This is a genomic window from Streptococcus oralis subsp. tigurinus (assembly GCF_002093545.1).
Taxonomy (GTDB): Bacteria; Bacillota; Bacilli; order Lactobacillales; family Streptococcaceae; genus Streptococcus; species Streptococcus oralis_C.
Genome location: NZ_LNVF01000001.1, coordinates 117862 through 135394 on the forward strand (window position 1 = coordinate 117862; position 17533 = coordinate 135394).

A 17533-nucleotide genomic window follows, 5' to 3' on the forward strand; every position below is an offset into this window, starting at 1 on the left:
AGAAGAGTATTCGTCAAATTCAAAGGAAGGCTAAAACAAGTTATTGTACTTATGAAAGTTTTAAAAAATTACGCCTATAATCTTTCCTACCAGCTGCTGGTGATTATTCTACCGATTATCACCACCCCGTATGTCACTCGGGTATTTAGCTCTGAAGATTTAGGAACTTACGGCTATTTCAACTCCATTATCACTTATTTTATCCTCCTAGCAACGCTAGGAGTTGCCAACTATGGTACCAAAGTCATTTCAGGACATCGCAAGGAAATTGAAAAAAACTTTTGGGGAATCTACTCTCTGCAATTAGGTGCAACAGTTCTTTCTCTGTCCTTGTATGCTCTTCTTTGTCTGAATCTTCCCTTTATGCAAAATCCGGTAGCCTACATTCTAGGCTTGAGTTTAGTTTCAAAAGGTTTAGACATTTCCTGGCTTTTTCAAGGGTTGGAGGATTTTCGAAAGATTACTGTTCGAAATATCACGGTCAAGCTCGTTGGAGTCATTTCAATCTTCCTCTTTGTCAAATCTGCAAATGACCTATATCTCTATGTTTTTTTGCTAACCATATTTGAACTTTTGGGGCAATTAAGTTTGTGGTTACCTGCTAGGGAGTTTATCGGCAGACCGCATTTTGATATAAAATATGCTAGGCATCATTTGAAGCCTGTCATATTATTATTCCTTCCGCAAGTGGCAATTTCCTTGTATGTTACGTTAGATCGTACCATGCTTGGAGCACTGGCTTCTACAAAAGATGTCGGGATTTACGACCAGGCATTAAAACTCGTCAATATTTTGTTGACCTTGGTGACGTCTCTGGGAAGTGTCATGTTGCCTCGTGTATCTAGTCTTTTGTCCTCTGGAGACCACAAGGCTGTCAACAAGATGCACCAAATGTCCTTTTTGATTTATAATTTGGTCATTTTCCCCATCATTGCTGGCATGCTGATTGTCAATGACGATTTTGTTCAGTTTTTCCTTGGTCAAGATTTTCAGGATGCACGTTATGCAATCGCCATTATGATTTTCCGTATGTTCTTTATCGGTTGGACTAATATTATGGGGATTCAAATATTGATTCCACACAATAAGAATAAGGAATTTATGATATCAACAACAGCTCCCGCAATTATCAGTGTAGGTTTGAATTTACTATTCCTTCCCAAACTTGGATATATCGGAGCAGCCATTGTTTCTGTATTGACAGAGGCGTTAGTATGGGCGATACAATTATACTTTACTCGCAGATATCTAAAAGAAGTTCCTGTTATCGGATCTATGACAAAAATTGTTCTAGCATCAGCTATCATGTACGGCATTCTGCTAGGTTCAAAAACAGTTATACATTTTTCACCAACTATGAATGTTCTAGCCTTTGCAGTGCTTGGTGGAATCATTTATCTTTTTGCAATTCTATCTCTGAAAGTGGTAGATGTAAAAGAATTAAAACAAATGATTAGGAAAAATTAGAATGCGCAAATATCGAAATATTAACTTAGATCTACTAAAAGTACTTGCATGTGTTGGGGTTGTTCTACTCCATACAGCGATGGGTGGATTTAAAGAGACAGGTTCATTGAATTTTTCGACATATTTATACTACTTAGGAACCTATTCTATCCCTTTATTTTTTATGGTTAATGGTTATTTATTGTTAGGAAAGAGAGAGATTACCTATTCCTATATACTGCAGAAAGTAAAATGGATTCTAATAACAGTATCGTCATGGTCCGTAATCATTTGGCTTTTTAAACGAGATTTTACAGTTAATCCAATTAAAAAAATTGTAGGTTCTTTGATACAAAAGGGGTATTTCTTCCAGTTTTGGTTTTTTGGTGCACTCATAATTATTTATATATGTTTGCCTGTTTTGAAAAAATTCCTTAATTCAAAAAGAAGTTATTTATACATCCTATCTGTATTGCTAGTTGTTGGTTTGATTTTTGAGTTGGCCAATATTGTACTTCAAATGCCAATTCAAACATATGTTATACAAACTTTTAGATTATGGACATGGTTATTCTATTATCTTTTAGGTGGTTTTATAGCTCAATTTGATAAAGATATTATCAAAAATAGGTTTAAGAGATGGATGAAAGCAGTTGTGGTACTGTTGTTATTGATTTCACCGGTAATATTATTTTTCATAGCGAAGACCACTTATCATAATCTTTTTGCTGAATATTTTTATGATACTTTATTTGTAAAAGTTGTAAGCTTGGGAATTTTTCTAACTATACTCACGCTTACTTTGAATGAAAAACGGAGCGAGTGTATTGTTTCCCTTTCTAATCAAACTATGGGAGTTTTTATAATACACACATATATTATGAAGGTATGGGAAAAATTATTTGGTTTTAGTTTCGTAGGATCATATTTACTTTTTGCTATATTTACTTTAAGTGTTAGTTTTATTATTGTTGGAATATTAATGAAACTTCCTTATTTCAATCGAATTGTCAAATTATAAGAAGGAGAATGATATGTACGACTATCTAATCGTCGGAGCTGGTTTATCTGGAGCGATTTTTGCTCATGAGGCAACCAAGCGTGGTAAAAAGGTAAAAGTGATTGATAAACGTGATCACATCGGTGGGAACATCTACTGTGAGAATGTAGAAGGTATCAATGTTCATAAATATGGTGCCCATATCTTTCATACCTCTAATAAAAAAGTTTGGGACTATATCAATCAATTCGCTGAATTTAACAACTATATCAACTCACCTGTCGCAAACTATAAGGGAAGTCTTTATAATCTTCCTTTCAATATGAATACCTTCTATGCTATGTGGGGCACAAAAACTCCACAGGAAGTAAAAGATAAGATTGCTGAGCAGACAGCTGATATGAAGGATGTTGAGCCGAAAAATCTTGAAGAGCAAGCTATCAAGTTGATTGGTCCAGATATCTACGAAAAGTTGATTAAGGGTTATACTGAAAAGCAGTGGGGGCGCTCAGCAACGGAACTTCCTCCATTTATCATTAAACGCCTTCCAGTTCGTCTAACATTTGATAATAACTATTTTAATGACCGTTACCAAGGGATTCCTATTGGTGGTTACAATGTCATTATTGAAAATATGCTTAAAGACGTTGAAGTTGAGCTTGGTGTTGATTTCTTTGCTCACCGTGAAGAGTTAGAAGCATCAGCTGAAAAAGTTGTCTTCACAGGAATGATCGACCAATATTTTGACTACAAACACGGAGAGTTAGAATACCGTAGCCTTCGCTTTGAGCATGAAATTTTGGACGAGGAAAATTATCAAGGGAATGCTGTGGTGAACTATACAGAGCGTGAGATCCCTTATACTCGTATCATCGAACACAAACATTTTGAATATGGAACGCAGCCAAAGACAGTTATCACGCGTGAATATCCAGCTGACTGGAAGCGTGGGGACGAGCCTTACTATCCGATCAACGATGAGAAAAATAATGCTATGTTTGCTAAGTACCAAGAGGAAGCTTCAAAGAATGATAAGGTTATTTTCTGTGGGCGCTTAGCAGATTATAAATATTACGATATGCATGTGGTGATTGAACGAGCGCTTGAGGTTGTGGAGAAAGAATTTAGTAATTGAAAAACAACGAAGAAAGGTTGCTTCACTATGAAAGGTATTATTCTTGCAGGTGGTTCGGGGACACGTTTGTATCCTTTGACTCGGGCTGCGTCAAAACAGCTGATGCCGGTTTATGATAAACCCATGATTTACTACCCTTTGTCAACCCTGATGTTGGCTGGGATTAAGGATATTTTGATTATCTCAACACCACAGGATTTACCCCGCTTTAAGGATCTGCTCTTGGATGGTTCCGAATTTGGGATTAAACTTTCTTATGCGGAACAGCCAAGTCCAGATGGACTTGCTCAGGCTTTTCTTATTGGTGAAGAATTTATCGGTGACGATAGTGTTGCCTTGATTTTAGGCGATAATATCTATCATGGACCTGGTTTGAGCAGAATGCTTCAAAAGGCAGCCAAGAAAGAGAAGGGTGCGACTGTTTTTGGTTATCAAGTGAAGGACCCAGAGCGTTTTGGTGTGGTCGAGTTTGATGAAGACATGAATGCCATTTCCATAGAAGAAAAACCGGAGCATCCTCGCTCCAACTATGCTGTGACGGGTCTTTATTTCTATGATAATGATGTTGTCGAAATTGCCAAGAGTATCAAACCAAGTCCTCGTGGCGAGTTGGAAATCACAGATGTTAACAATGCTTATTTGAAACGTGGGGATTTGTCTGTTGAGGTTATGGGGCGTGGTTTCGCCTGGTTAGATACAGGGACGCATGAGAGTCTATTAGAGGCTTCCCAATATATCGAAACGGTTCAACGGATGCAAAATGTTCAGGTTGCTAATCTGGAAGAAATTGCCTACCGAATGGGTTATATCAGCCGTGAAGATGTGCTGAAGTTGGCGCAACCTCTCAAGAAGAATGAATACGGGCAATACTTGCTCCGTTTGATTGGAGAAATCTAGATGACAGATAATTTTTTCGGCAAAACACTTGCAGTGCACAAGATTGATGCCATTCCAGGTTTGTTAGAGTTTGACATTCCGGTTCATGGTGACAATCGTGGCTGGTTTAAGGAAAATTTTCAGAAGGAAAAGATGCTACCACTTGGCTTCCCTGAAAGCTTCTTTGCTGAAGGGAAACTACAAAACAACGTCAGCTTTTCTCGTAAAAATGTTCTTAGAGGACTCCATGCTGAGCCTTGGGACAAGTATATCTCAGTAGCAGATGGTGGTAAGGTGCTAGGATCTTGGGTAGACCTGCGTGAAGGTGAGACCTTTGGCAACACTTACCAGACGGTGATTGATGCCAGCAAGGGGATTTTTGTGCCACGTGGCGTCGCCAATGGTTTCCAAGTCCTCTCGGATACAGTTTCCTATAGCTATCTGGTCAATGACTACTGGGCACTTGAACTCAAGCCTAAATATGCTTTTGTCAACTATGCAGACCCAGCCTTGGGAATTGAGTGGGACAATCTTGCAGAAGCAGAGGTCTCAGAAGCAGATAAACACCATCCATTACTTAAGGATGTAAAACCTTTGAAAAAAGAGGATTTATAAAGTATGAAGTATTCGTTATTTGATATTAATCAGATTGAAAATTTAGAAATTAGAAGTTATTTTTGTGAAGTAATCAGTTGTTATGAAAATCAGAATTATCGTGCTGCTATCCAAGTACTATATACTGTCGTACTTTACGATTTAACCTATAAACTTGAAGAACTGCGAGATGAGTATGAGGATTCAAATGCAAAGCAACTATTAGAAGAAGTTCGTAATAAAATGAATTCCTCAGGTGACAAGAGTTCATGGGAAAATTTTTTATTAGATAAATTGCATGAGATTAAGGATTTCGAAATTGTTGATGATAATTTGTGGTCGACTATTCAAGCAGTAAAATTAAAAAGAAATTTGAGCGCTCATCCGTCATTTGATATAGAACAACAAATTTATCAACCTACAAGAGAATTGACACTTGGGTTTATAAAGGAAATTTATGAAACTTTATTAACTAAATCAGCGCATTTCATGTCTCGTGGACTTGAACGAGTTTTTGAGTCTTTTGACGAAAAGAAATCGCATTTTAGTATTCGTAATTTTTATGAGAATAGTGAGGATAATAATTATGAATATAATTACTTTTATAATCGTTTTTATTCACGAATGAGTATGCCACTAAAAAAGAAATTCTTTAAAAATGTTTGGGCGTTGACTTTTGAAAAGAATAATGAAGAGCTGGAAAATAATTATTTAAATCTATTCGTTATAATCAAAGTTTTAGAACAAGATGAACAACTTTTCAAAGATTTTATTGAGGGTAAACTAAAGTCAGATAAGATTAAAGATATTATTGATTTAGATATTCCTATCAATAAATTTATCTTATTTTTAAACTTTTATCCTCATTATTACAACTATCTGTATCCAGATGTTCAGGAAAGAATAGAGAAAAAATTTAAAGAAATCAATCATTACCTCTATATCTGGTATACAAAGGAGAATATACCAGAGTATATAGAGATGATTATGGCTGATGATATAGAAGATTTAGACGGAATATCGTCCGACCAAATTAAACTCTTTAATTTTATTTGTAAAGAAAAAGGAATTATTGAAGTATTTAATAAATTTATATTAAAAATACTAGAGAAGTATGTTCCTTATTGGTCTGGATTTGATGACGCGAACATAATTATGAATAAATTTATTATACCTTATTTAAATGACTTTAAAGAAGGGGATTATTTTGAGTATGCCCGAATTAGAAAGGCAAACAATCAAATTTACGCTAGAGATAGAGATTCAGAGGACAATCGTATTTTAATTAGTAAAATGCAAGAACAGGAATTAGACTATCATGAGTTTGAAGAACTATTAAAATTTAAATAAAATAGACTGATTTAATTATTCTTGTAATATTCTTTACAATAGAATATTATCTAACAAAGGAAGATTTAATATGACTGAATACAAAAATATCATCGTGACAGGTGGAGCTGGTTTTATCGGTTCTAACTTTGTCCACTATGTTTATAATAACTTTCCAGATGTTCATGTTACAGTGCTGGACAAACTGACTTATGCAGGTAATCGTGCTAATATTGAAGAAATTTTAGGCGACCGCGTTGAGTTGGTTGTTGGAGATATTGCTGATGCAGTCTTGGTAGACAAGCTGGCAGCTGAAGCGGATGCGATCGTTCACTATGCGGCAGAAAGTCATAATGACAACTCGCTCAATGACCCGAGCCCCTTTATCTACACTAACTTCATCGGGACCTACACTCTATTGGAAGCAGCTCGTAAATATGATCTTCGTTTCCACCATGTGTCGACTGACGAAGTCTATGGGGATCTGCCTCTGCGTGAAGATTTGCCAGGTCATGGAGAAGGTCCAGGTGAGAAGTTTACAGCTGAAACCAAGTACAATCCAAGCTCGCCTTACTCATCAACAAAGGCAGCTTCAGACTTGATTGTCAAAGCATGGGTGCGCTCTTTTGGTGTGAAAGCGACGATTTCTAACTGTTCAAACAACTATGGTCCTTACCAGCATATTGAGAAGTTCATTCCGCGCCAAATCACCAATATCTTGAGTGGAATCAAGCCAAAACTCTATGGTGAAGGTAAGAATGTCCGTGACTGGATCCATACCAATGACCATTCTTCAGGTGTTTGGACAATTTTGACAAAGGGTCAAATTGGCGAAACTTACTTGATTGGTGCGGATGGCGAGAAGAACAATAAAGAAGTGCTGGAACTCATTCTCAAGGAAATGGGACAGCCAGCTGACGCTTATGATCATGTGACCGACCGTGCTGGCCACGACTTGCGTTATGCTATTGATGCCAGCAAACTTCGTGATGAGCTAGGCTGGAAGCCAGAGTTCACCAACTTTGAAGCAGGTCTCAAAGAGACCATCAAGTGGTACACGGATAACCAAGACTGGTGGAAATCAGAAAAAGAAGCAGTCGAAGCTAACTATGCTAAGACACAACAAGTGATTAAATAAATGCATACAAAAAAGCAAGAGAACTCAAAGTCTCTTGCTTTTTATGTATGTCGTAATCTTTTATTTTCTTACTTCTTGTTTATAAAATTCTTTGAGGGCATCTTGCCATGTTGGAATGACGAAACCTGTTGCCTTCGCTTTGGCTAAACTCATGGTTGAGTTGAGGGGACGTTTAGCCTTAGCAGGGAACTTGCTGGAGTCTACTGGTACTACTTCAACATCACTGTCCTTAAGAATTTCGACAGCAAAGTCATACCAAGTGGTATCTTCAGTGGAGTCATTTGATAAGTGGTAGTAGCCAAATTCTTTTTGATTTTCAGTCAAGTAGGTCATGAACTCAGCCAAGGTACGTGTCCAAGTTGGGCGACCGTGTTGGTCGTTAACTACAGTGAGAGTTTTATGGGTTTTGGCAAGATTTTTCATGGTAAAGACAAAGTTTTTGCCATAATTTCCAAAGACCCAAGCAGTACGGATGATATAATGTTGTGACGTAAGATTTTCAACGAGTTCTTCACCCATTCGCTTGGTACGCCCGTACTCTGTCTGCGGATCAGGTAGATCACCGACTTCCCATTCTTGTCCAACGGGTTTTTTCCCATCAAAGACATAGTCTGTCGAGATATAGACAAGGGTAGCTCCGTATTTCTCAGAGGCCTTGGCTACATTTTCCGTTCCAGTTACGTTTATGGCAAAATCCAGTTCTTTCCCCTCGTCTTCAGCCGCATCCACAGCAGTGTAGGCTGCACAATGATAGACTAGAGTTGGCTTGACCTCAGCAAAGACTTTCTCAACCATTTCAGCATTAGTGATATCCATTTCGGCCACATCCACTGCAACATAGTCCACATTTCGTTCATCTAGTAAATAACGCAGTTCGGTACCGAGCTGACCATTCGCACCTGTAATTAATATCATTGTCTCCTCCTCAGCTTTTCTTCTATGTTAATCATAGCAAAAAAATGATAAAAAATCTGATTTTTACCTTTGGTTTGACCGTTTGTATTTTGGAAATCGTAAGTTATACAAATTGGAATTTAATACTATGGCTATCTATCAAAAAAATTTTTTCAGAAAATGCTAAAATCATTCAAAAATTCTGAAAATTCTGTTGACAACTTTCTGAAAAGGGTCTATAATGGGATGTAAATTTTAAAGGAGAAAATGATGAAAAGTTCAAAATTACTTGCCCTTGCGGGTGTGACATTATTGGCAGCTGGTACTCTGGCTGCGTGCTCTGGATCAAGTTCAAGTGCTAAAGGTGAGAAGACATTCTCATACATTTATGAAACGGATCCTGATAACCTAAACTATTTGACAACTGGTAAGGCAGCTACAGCAAATATTACGAGCAACGTTATCGATGGCTTGCTCGAAAATGACCGCTATGGTAACTTTGTACCATCTATGGCTGAGGATTGGTCTGTATCTAAGGACGGCTTGACTTACACATATACGCTTCGTAAGGATGCAAAATGGTATACCTCTGAAGGTGAGGAATACGCAGAAGTCAAAGCTCAAGACTTTGTAACAGGACTTAAATATGCTGCTGATAAAAAATCTGATGGTCTTTATTTAGTTCAAGAATCAATCAAAGGATTGGACGCCTATGTGAAAGGAGAAATTACAGACTTCTCTCAAGTAGGAATCAAGGCACTTGATGATTATACAGTTCAGTACACATTGAACAAGCCAGAAAGCTTCTGGAATTCTAAGACAACGATGGGAGTTTTGGCTCCAGTAAATGAAGAGTTCTTGAACTCTAAAGGGGATGACTTCGCTAAGGGAACTGATTCAAGCAGTATTCTCTACAATGGTCCGTTCTTACTCAAATCAATTGTTGCTAAATCTTCTGTCGAATTTGCGAAAAATCCTAACTACTGGGATAAGGACAATGTCCATATCGATAAGGTTAAATTATCATTCTGGGATGGACAAGATACCAACAAACCAACTGAAGCTTTCAAAGACGGTAGCTTTACAATGGCTCGTCTCTTCCCAACAAGCGCTAGCTACACAGAGACTGAAAAGGCATTTAAAGACAATATCGTTTATACACAACAAGACTCTACTACTTATTTAGTCGGTACGAATATCGATCGTCAGTCTTATAAGTACACTTCTAAGACAACCGATGAAGAAAAAACATCAACCAAGAAAGCTCTTCTAAACAAGGACTTCCGTCAAGCTCTTGCTTTTGGTTTCGATAGAACGGCCTATGCTTCTCAAGTAAATGGTGCAAGCGGGGCAACTAAACTGCTTCGTAACTTGTTTGTTCCTCCTACATTTGTACAGGCAGATGGAAAGAACTTTGGCGAAATGGTCAAAGAAAAATTGGTGACTTATGGTGACGAGTGGAGCAACGTGAACTTGGATGATGCTCAAGATGGACTCTACAACCCAGATAAGGCCAAAGCAGAGTTTGCTAAAGCTAAGACAGCTCTTCAAGCGGAAGGTGTGAAATTCCCAATCCACTTGGATATGCCTGTAGACCAAACCAATACAACAAAAGTTCAACGTGTCCAATCTTTTAAACAGTCAGTTGAAGAAAACTTAGGATCTGATAATGTGGTTGTCGATATCCAACAACTTCAAAAAGACGATGTCTTGAACATCACTTACTTTGCTGAAACTGCGGCTGGAGAAGACTGGGATATCTCAGATAACGTGGGTTGGTCTCCAGACTTTGCAGACCCTTCTACCTACCTTGATATTATCAAACCATCTGTAGGGGAAAATACAAAGACTTACCTAGGATTTGACTCAGGAACAAACAACGCTGCTGCCAAGCAAGTTGGTTTGGAAGACTACGAAAAAATGGTTGTGGAAGCTGGGGAAGAAACTACTGACGTTTCAAAACGTTATGAAAAATATGCTGCTGCCCAAGCTTGGTTGACAGACAGTGCCTTGCTCATCCCAACAACTTCTCAAACTGGTCGTCCAATGTTGTCTAAGATGGTACCATTTACACTTCCGTTTGCATACTCTGGTAACAAGGGTATGAGCGAAGCCCTCTTGTATAAATACCTAGATGTACAAGATAAGGCGGTAACAACAGAAGAGTACCAAAAAGCTCAAGAAAACTGGTTGAAAGAAAAAGAAGAGTCTAATAAGAAGGCTCAAGAAGACCTCGCAAACCATGTGAAATAAATTTTACAGGATATGAGAAAGGATTTAGTATTCCTCTTGGATGCTAAGTCCTTTTTATATCTTTAAAGCGAGCTTTTAAATTTGGGGTGTCTTGAGAAATTTTTGCGAATTTTCCTTTTTCCTATTGCTTTCTTAGATATTATTTGTTATATTAAAAGCATAATTATTTTTTTATTTATGACAGTTAAGCACGGTACTTTCAAAGAAAGGAGTATTTTTAAAAAAAGAAATGTAAACGCTTACTGTTAAGTGAAAGGATTAAGGAGTTTATGGATAAACAATTTTTTGAAAAACGCTGTAAGTTTAGTATTCGTAAGTTTACGCTTGGGGTAGCTTCGGTGATGATTGGAGCGACTTTCTTTGCGACTGCCCCAGTATTGGCTGATCAAGCAAGGGTTGGTTCAACAGATAATTTGCCAAGTGAATTGGCTGATTTGGATAAGAAGGCTAGTGATGAGGGGCACGATTTCGACAAGGAAGCTGCCGCTCAGAATCCTGGTTCAGCTGAAACCACTGAAGGCCCTCAAACAGAAGAAGAGTTGTTGGCTCAAGAAAAAGAAAAGTCTGAAAAGCCAAGCAATTTGCCAAAAGAATTAGAAGATAAGTTGGAGAAAGCTGAAGACAATGGGCGCGAAGTTGACAAGGATCAGTTGGCCCAAGATACTGGGAAACTCGTCCCAGAAGATGTGGCTAAGACTACCAATGGGGAATTAAACTACGGCGCGACTGTTAAGATTAAGACGCCATCAGGAGAAGGTAGCGGTATTGTCGTTGCTAAAGACCTTGTCTTGACGGTGTCTCATAACTTTATCAAGGACAGCCAAGACGGCAATATCCGTAAGGTTGTGGATAATGACCAAGGGGATGGAGATATCTATAGCATCTCATATCCAGGATTACCAGATGTCAAGTTTAGCAAGAAAGATATCATTCATTGGGATCGTGAAGGCTACCTGAAGGGCTTCAAAAATGATTTGGCCCTAGTGAGATTGCGTACAGTTCTCGAAAATACTCCTGTTGAAGTAACCAAAAAGCCAGTAGTTAAGAAAATCGGAGATAAACTCCATGTCTTTGGTTATCCAGAAGGGAAATTGAATCCGATTGTCAATACTACAGTTGATTTTGCGGAACCATACGGAGAAGGTGCCCAAGGGATTGGTTACCAAGGAGGGAAACCAGGCGCTAGTGGTGGCGGTATCTTTGATACAGAAGGCAAACTAGTCGGTGTTCACCAAAATGGTGTAGTTGGAAAACGGAGCGGAGGCATTCTCTTCTCACCAGCTCAACTAAAATGGATCCAAGACCACATGCAGGGGATTTCAAGTGTGAAACCAGCAGACTTGGAAGAGAAAGAAAAACCGGCTGAAGAAAAACCAAAAGAGGATAAACCTGCAGCTGCTAAACCTGAAACACCTAAGACAGTAACCCCTGAATGGCAAACAGTAGCGAATAAAGAACAACAGGGAACAGTTACGGTTCGTGAAGAAAAAGGTGTCCGCTACAATCAATTGTCTTCAACTGCACAGAACGACAATGGCGATAAACCAGCCTTGTTTGAAAAACAAGGATTGACAGTTGATGCTAATGGAAATGCGACGGTTGATTTAACCTTCAAAGATGATTCTGAAAAGGGCAAATCACGCTTTGGTGTCTTCTTGAAATTTAAAGATACCAAGAACAATGTTTTTGTTGGTTATGACAAAGATGGCTGGTTCTGGGAGTATAAATCTCCAACCGATAGCACCTGGTATAAGGGGGGGCGTGTAGCGGCGCCTGAGACAGGATCAATTAACCGCCTATCAATTACCCTCAAGTCAGATGGACAACTCAATGCAACGAATAATGATGAGAAACTCTTTGATACGGTCACTTTGCCAGCAGCTGTTAATGAAACTCTCAAAAATGAGAAGAAAATCGTCCTAAAAGCTGGTTCCTATGGCAATGAGCGTACAGTTGTCAGCGTTAAAACAGACAATCAAGAAGGCGTGAAAGCAGATGATACTCCTGCCCAGAAAGAAACAGGTCCAGTTGTTGACGATAGCAAGGTGACTTATGATACGATTCAGTCTAAGGTCCTCAAGGCAGTAATCGACCAAGCCTTCCCACGTATTAAAGAATATAGTTTGAATGGTCATACTTTGCCAGGACAGGTGCAACAGTTCAATAAAGTATTTATCAACAAACACGAAGTCACCCCTGAAGTTACCTACAAAAAAATCAATGAGACAACAGCAGAGTACTTGATGAAGCTTCGCGATGATGCTAATCTTATCAATGCGGAAATGACAGTACGCTTGCAAGTTGTGGACAATCAATTGCACTTTGATGTGACCAAGATTGTCAACCACAATCAAGTCACTCCAGGTCAAAAGATTGATGATGAAAGAAAACTGCTTTCTTCCATTAGTTTCCTTGGCAATGCTTTAGTGTCTGTTTCGAGTGATCAAGCTGGGGCTAAGTTTGACGGGGCAACCATGTCAAACAATACCCATGTCAGCGGAGATGATCATATCGATGTAACCAATCCAATGAAGGATTTGGCTAAGGGTTACATGTATGGATTTGTTTCTACAGATAAGCTTGCTGCAGGTGTTTGGAGCAACTCTCAAAACAGCTACGGTGGTGGTTCGTATGATTGGACTCGTTTGACAGCCTATAAAGAAACAGTCGGAAATGCCAACTATGTCGGAATTCATAGCTCTGAATGGCAATGGGAAAAGGCATATAAGGGCATTGTCTTCCCAGAATACACGAAGGAACTTCCAAGTGCCAAGGTTGTTATCACCGAAGATGCCAATGCTGACAACAAAGTCGACTGGCAAGATGGTGCCATTGCTTATCGTAGCATCATGAACAACCCTCAAGGTTGGGAAAAGGTTAAGGATATCACAGCTTATCGTATCGCGATGAACTTTGGTTCACAAGCCCAAAACCCATTCCTCATGACCTTGGATGGTATCAAGAAGATCAATCTCCACACAGATGGTCTTGGGCAAGGTGTTCTCCTTAAAGGATATGGTAGTGAAGGTCATGACTCTGGTCACTTGAACTATGCTGATATTGGTAAACGTATCGGTGGTGTTGAAGACTTCAAGACCTTGATTGCGAAAGCGAAGAAATATGGAGCTCATCTAGGTATCCACGTTAACGCTTCTGAAACTTATCCTGAGTCTAAGTACTTCAATGAAAAAATCCTCCGTAAGAATCCAGATGGTAGCTACAGCTATGGTTGGAACTGGCTGGACCAAGGTATCAACATTGATGCTGCTTATGACCTAGCACATGGACGCTTGGCTCGCTGGGAAGACTTGAAGAAAAAACTTGGTGAAGGTCTCGACTTTATCTATGTGGACGTTTGGGGCAATGGTCAATCTGGTGATAACGGTGCCTGGGCTACCCACGTTCTTGCAAAAGAAATCAACAAACAAGGCTGGCGCTTTGCGATTGAGTGGGGCCATGGTGGTGAGTACGACTCTACCTTCCATCACTGGGCAGCTGACTTGACCTATGGTGGCTACACCAATAAAGGTATCAACAGTGCCATCACGCGCTTTATCCGCAACCATCAAAAAGATGCTTGGGTAGGGGACTATAGAAGTTATGGTGGTGCAGCAGATTACCCACTTCTAGGTGGCTACAGCATGAAAGATTTTGAAGGATGGCAAGGACGGAGTGATTACAATGGCTATGTAACCAACTTATTTGCCCATGACGTCATGACTAAGTACTTCCAACACTTCACTGTAAGTAAATGGGAAAATGGTACGCCAGTTACCATGACCGATAATGGTAGCACCTATAAATGGACTCCAGAAATGAAGGTTGAGCTAGTCGATGCAGCAGGTAACAAGGTTGTTGTGACTCGTAAGTCAAATGATGTCAATAGCCCGCAATATCGCGAACGTACAGTAACGCTCAATGGACGTGTCATCCAAGATGGCTCAGCTTACTTGACTCCTTGGAACTGGGATGCAAATGGTAAGAAACTTCCTACTGATAAGGAAAAAATGTACTACTTCAATACGCAAGCTGGTGCAACAACTTGGACACTTCCAAGCGATTGGGCAAATAGCAAGGTTTACCTTTACAAGCTAACTGACCAAGGTAAGACAGAAGAGCAAGAACTAACTGTAAAAGATGGCAAGATTACCCTAGACCTTCTAGCAAATCAACCATACGTTCTCTACCGTTCAAAACAAACCAATCCTGAAATGTCATGGAGCGAAGGCATGCACATCTATGACCAGGGATTTAACAGCGGTACCTTGAAACACTGGACCATTTCTGGTGATGCTTCTAAGGCAGAAATTGTCAAATCACAAGGCGCAAATGAAATGCTTCGTATCCAAGGCAATAAGAGCAAGGTCAGCCTTACTCAGAAACTGACTGGCTTGAAACCAAATACCAAGTATGCGGTTTATGTCGGTGTTGATAACCGTAGTAATGCTAAGGCAAGTATCACAGTGAATACTGGCGAAAAAGAAGTGACTACTTATACCAATAAGTCACTCGCTCTCAACTATATCAAAGCTTATGCTCATAACAATCGTCGTGAAAATGCTACAGTTGACGATACAAGTTATTTCCAAAATATGTACGCCTTCTTTACAACTGGATCGGACGTATCAAATGTTACTTTGACATTGAGTCGTGAAGCTGGTGATGAAGCAACTTACTTTGATGAAATTCGTACCTTTGAAAACAATTCAAGCATGTACGGAGACAAGCATGATACAGGTCAAGGAACCTTCAAACAAGACTTTGAAAATGTAGCTCAAGGAATCTTCCCATTTGTAGTGGGCGGTGTCGAAGGTGTCGAAGACAACCGCACTCACTTGTCTGAAAAACACGATCCATATACACAGCGTGGTTGGAATGGTAAGAAAGTCGATGATGTTATCGAAGGAAATTGGTCATTGAAGACAAATGGACTAGTGAGCCGTCGTAACTTGGTTTACCAAACTATTCCGCAAAACTTCCGTTTTGAAGCTGGTAAGACTTACCGTGTAACCTTTGAATACGAAGCAGGCTCTGACAATACCTATGCCTTTGTAGTCGGTAAGGGAGAATTCCAGTCAGGTCGTCGTGGTACTCAAGCTAGCGACTTGGAAATGCATGAATTGCCAAATACTTGGACGGATTCTAAGAAAGCCAAGAAGGCAACCTTCCTCGTGACAGGTGCAGAAACAGGCGATACTTGGGTAGGTATCTACTCAACTGGAAACGCAAGCAATACTCGTGGAGATTCTGGCGGAAATGCCAACTTCCGTGGTTACAACGACTTCATGATGGACAATCTTCACATCGAGGAAATTACGCTAACAGGTAAGATGTTGACAGAAAATGCTCTCAAGAACTACTTGCCAACGGTTGCCATGACCAACTACACGAAAGAGTCTATGGATGCTTTGAAAGAGGCGGTCTTTAACCTCAGTCAGGCAGATGATGACATTAGCGTGGAAGAAGCGCGTGCTGAAATTGCCAAGATTGAAGCTCTGAAGAATGCTTTGGTTCAAAAGAAGACAGCCTTGGTAGCAGAAGACTTTGAAAGTTTGGATGCGCCAGCTCAACCAGGTGAAGGTATTGAGAATGTCTTTGATGGCAATGTGTCTAGTCTATGGCATACATCTTGGAATGGTGGAGATGTAGGCAAGCCTGCAACCATGGTCTTGAAAGAACCAACTGAAATCACTGGACTTCGCTATGTTCCACGTGGCTCAGGATCGAATGGTAACTTGCGTGATGTGAAACTGGTTGTCACAGATGAGTCTGGTAAAGAACATACCTTCACCGTGACAGATTGGCCAGATAACAACAAGCCAAAAGACATTGACTTTGGCAAGACAATCAAGGCTAAGAAAATTGTCCTTACAGGTACCAAGACTTACGGAGATGGTGGCGATAAATACCAATCTGCAGCGGAACTCATCTTTACCCGTCCACAGGTAGCAGAAACACCGCTTGACATGTCTGGCTATGAAGCAGCTTTGGCTAAGGCGCAGAAATTAACAGACAAGGACAATCAAGAGGAAGTGGCTAGCGTTCAGGCGAGCATGAAATATGCGACGGATAACCATCTCTTGACGGAAAGAATGGTGGCCTACTTCGCAGACTATCTCAACCAATTAAAAGATTCTGCTACGAAACCAGACGCTCCAACAAGTAGCAAGGGGGAAGAACAACCACCAGTTCTTGATGTACCTGAGTTCAAAGGCGGCGTCAATGCAGCAGAAGCAGCTGTCAATGAAGTCCCAGAGTTTAAGGGCGGTGTTAATGCAGCAGAAGCAGCTGTACATGAGGTTCCAGAATACAAAGGTGGCATCAATGCAGCAGAAGCAGCTGTACATGAAGTTCCTGAGTTCAAGGGAGGAGTTAATGCGGCAGAGGCAGCTGTACATGAAGTCCCTGAGTTCAAGGGTGGGGTTAATGCAGTTGAAGCAGCTGTCAATGAAGCCCCAGAGTTTAAGGGCGGCGTCAATGCGGTTCAAGCCTTGGTAAACGAGAAACCAGCCTACACAGGTGTATTGGCTACCGCTGGAGATCAAGCAGCTCCAACAGTTGAAAAACCTGAGTACCCGCTCACTCCAAGCCCAGTATCTGATACCCAAACTCTGGAAGATAAAGAAGAGAAACTTCCTGCTACAGGAGAACATGGTTCAGAAGCTGCCCTCTTCTTAGCAAGTGTGAGTATCGCTTTATCTGCTGCGGTCCTTGCGTCAAAACGTAAAGAAGATTAATGGGATTTGATTTCAGCTGTTCAAAGCAACTCGAATCAAAAAGGAACAAACAGCCGGAGAGGACCTCTTGGTTCTCTCCTTTTTCAAAGGAGAAATGATACCGCTTACCCATGTATGCGGATGAAAGGAAT

10 protein-coding genes are annotated in these 17533 nt (G+C 40.0%); 9 read left to right on the top strand and 1 reads right to left on the bottom strand.

From position 1 onward, the window contains the following. The first annotated feature begins 51 nt into the window (after positions 1 to 51). The 7 genes from ATE34_RS00590 (at position 52) to rfbB (ending at position 7518) form a co-directional block, all read left to right on the top strand. The gene (locus ATE34_RS00590; protein WP_084910636.1) at positions 52 to 1467 is read left to right on the top strand and encodes a flippase; all 1416 of its coding nucleotides are present in this window, start codon (positions 52 to 54) and stop codon (positions 1465 to 1467) included. A gap of 1 nt (position 1468) precedes the next feature. After that, entirely contained in the window at positions 1469 to 2467 is a 999-nt protein-coding gene (locus tag ATE34_RS00595) for an acyltransferase (protein ID WP_084910638.1), read from the top strand. A 13-nt stretch (positions 2468 to 2480) separates the two neighbouring features. Then, on the top strand, positions 2481 to 3581 hold the full coding sequence (gene glf, locus ATE34_RS00600; RefSeq protein ID WP_084910641.1) for a UDP-galactopyranose mutase: 1101 nt from the start codon (positions 2481 to 2483) through the stop codon (positions 3579 to 3581). A 27-nt stretch (positions 3582 to 3608) separates the two neighbouring features. Next, on the top strand, positions 3609 to 4478 hold the full coding sequence (gene rfbA, locus ATE34_RS00605) for a glucose-1-phosphate thymidylyltransferase RfbA (RefSeq protein ID WP_084910643.1): 870 nt from the start codon (positions 3609 to 3611) through the stop codon (positions 4476 to 4478). Further along, positions 4479 to 5072 carry a dTDP-4-dehydrorhamnose 3,5-epimerase family protein gene (locus tag ATE34_RS00610; protein WP_084910645.1) on the top strand — a complete coding sequence of 198 codons (594 nt, stop codon included), beginning with the start codon at positions 4479 to 4481 and terminating at the stop codon, positions 5070 to 5072. It abuts the gene before it with no gap. A gap of 3 nt (positions 5073 to 5075) precedes the next feature. Beyond that, the gene (locus ATE34_RS00615) at positions 5076 to 6401 is read left to right on the top strand and encodes a hypothetical protein (protein WP_084910647.1); all 1326 of its coding nucleotides are present in this window, start codon (positions 5076 to 5078) and stop codon (positions 6399 to 6401) included. A gap of 70 nt (positions 6402 to 6471) precedes the next feature. After that, positions 6472 to 7518: a dTDP-glucose 4,6-dehydratase gene (gene rfbB, locus ATE34_RS00620; RefSeq protein WP_084910649.1), complete on the top strand. Its 1047-nt coding sequence runs from the start codon at positions 6472 to 6474 to the stop codon at positions 7516 to 7518. Positions 7519 to 7578: 60 nt separating this feature from the next. Here rfbB and rfbD read toward each other — a convergent pair whose 3' ends face one another. Further along, positions 7579 to 8433, bottom strand: a complete 855-nt coding sequence (gene rfbD, locus ATE34_RS00625; protein WP_084852694.1) for a dTDP-4-dehydrorhamnose reductase — start codon at positions 8431 to 8433, stop codon at positions 7579 to 7581. 249 nt (positions 8434 to 8682) lie between these two features. On the opposite strand from rfbD, the gene ATE34_RS00630 reads away from it, so the two are divergent. Together ATE34_RS00630 and ATE34_RS00635 are read left to right on the top strand one after the other, a co-directional pair. Then, a complete protein-coding gene (locus ATE34_RS00630) occupies positions 8683 to 10665 on the top strand; it encodes a peptide ABC transporter substrate-binding protein (protein ID WP_000842598.1) in 1983 nt (660 codons plus the stop codon). A gap of 269 nt (positions 10666 to 10934) precedes the next feature. After that, the gene (locus ATE34_RS00635; RefSeq protein WP_000360686.1) at positions 10935 to 17402 is read left to right on the top strand and encodes a SpGH101 family endo-alpha-N-acetylgalactosaminidase; all 6468 of its coding nucleotides are present in this window, start codon (positions 10935 to 10937) and stop codon (positions 17400 to 17402) included. Positions 17403 to 17533: the final 131 nt, after the last annotated feature.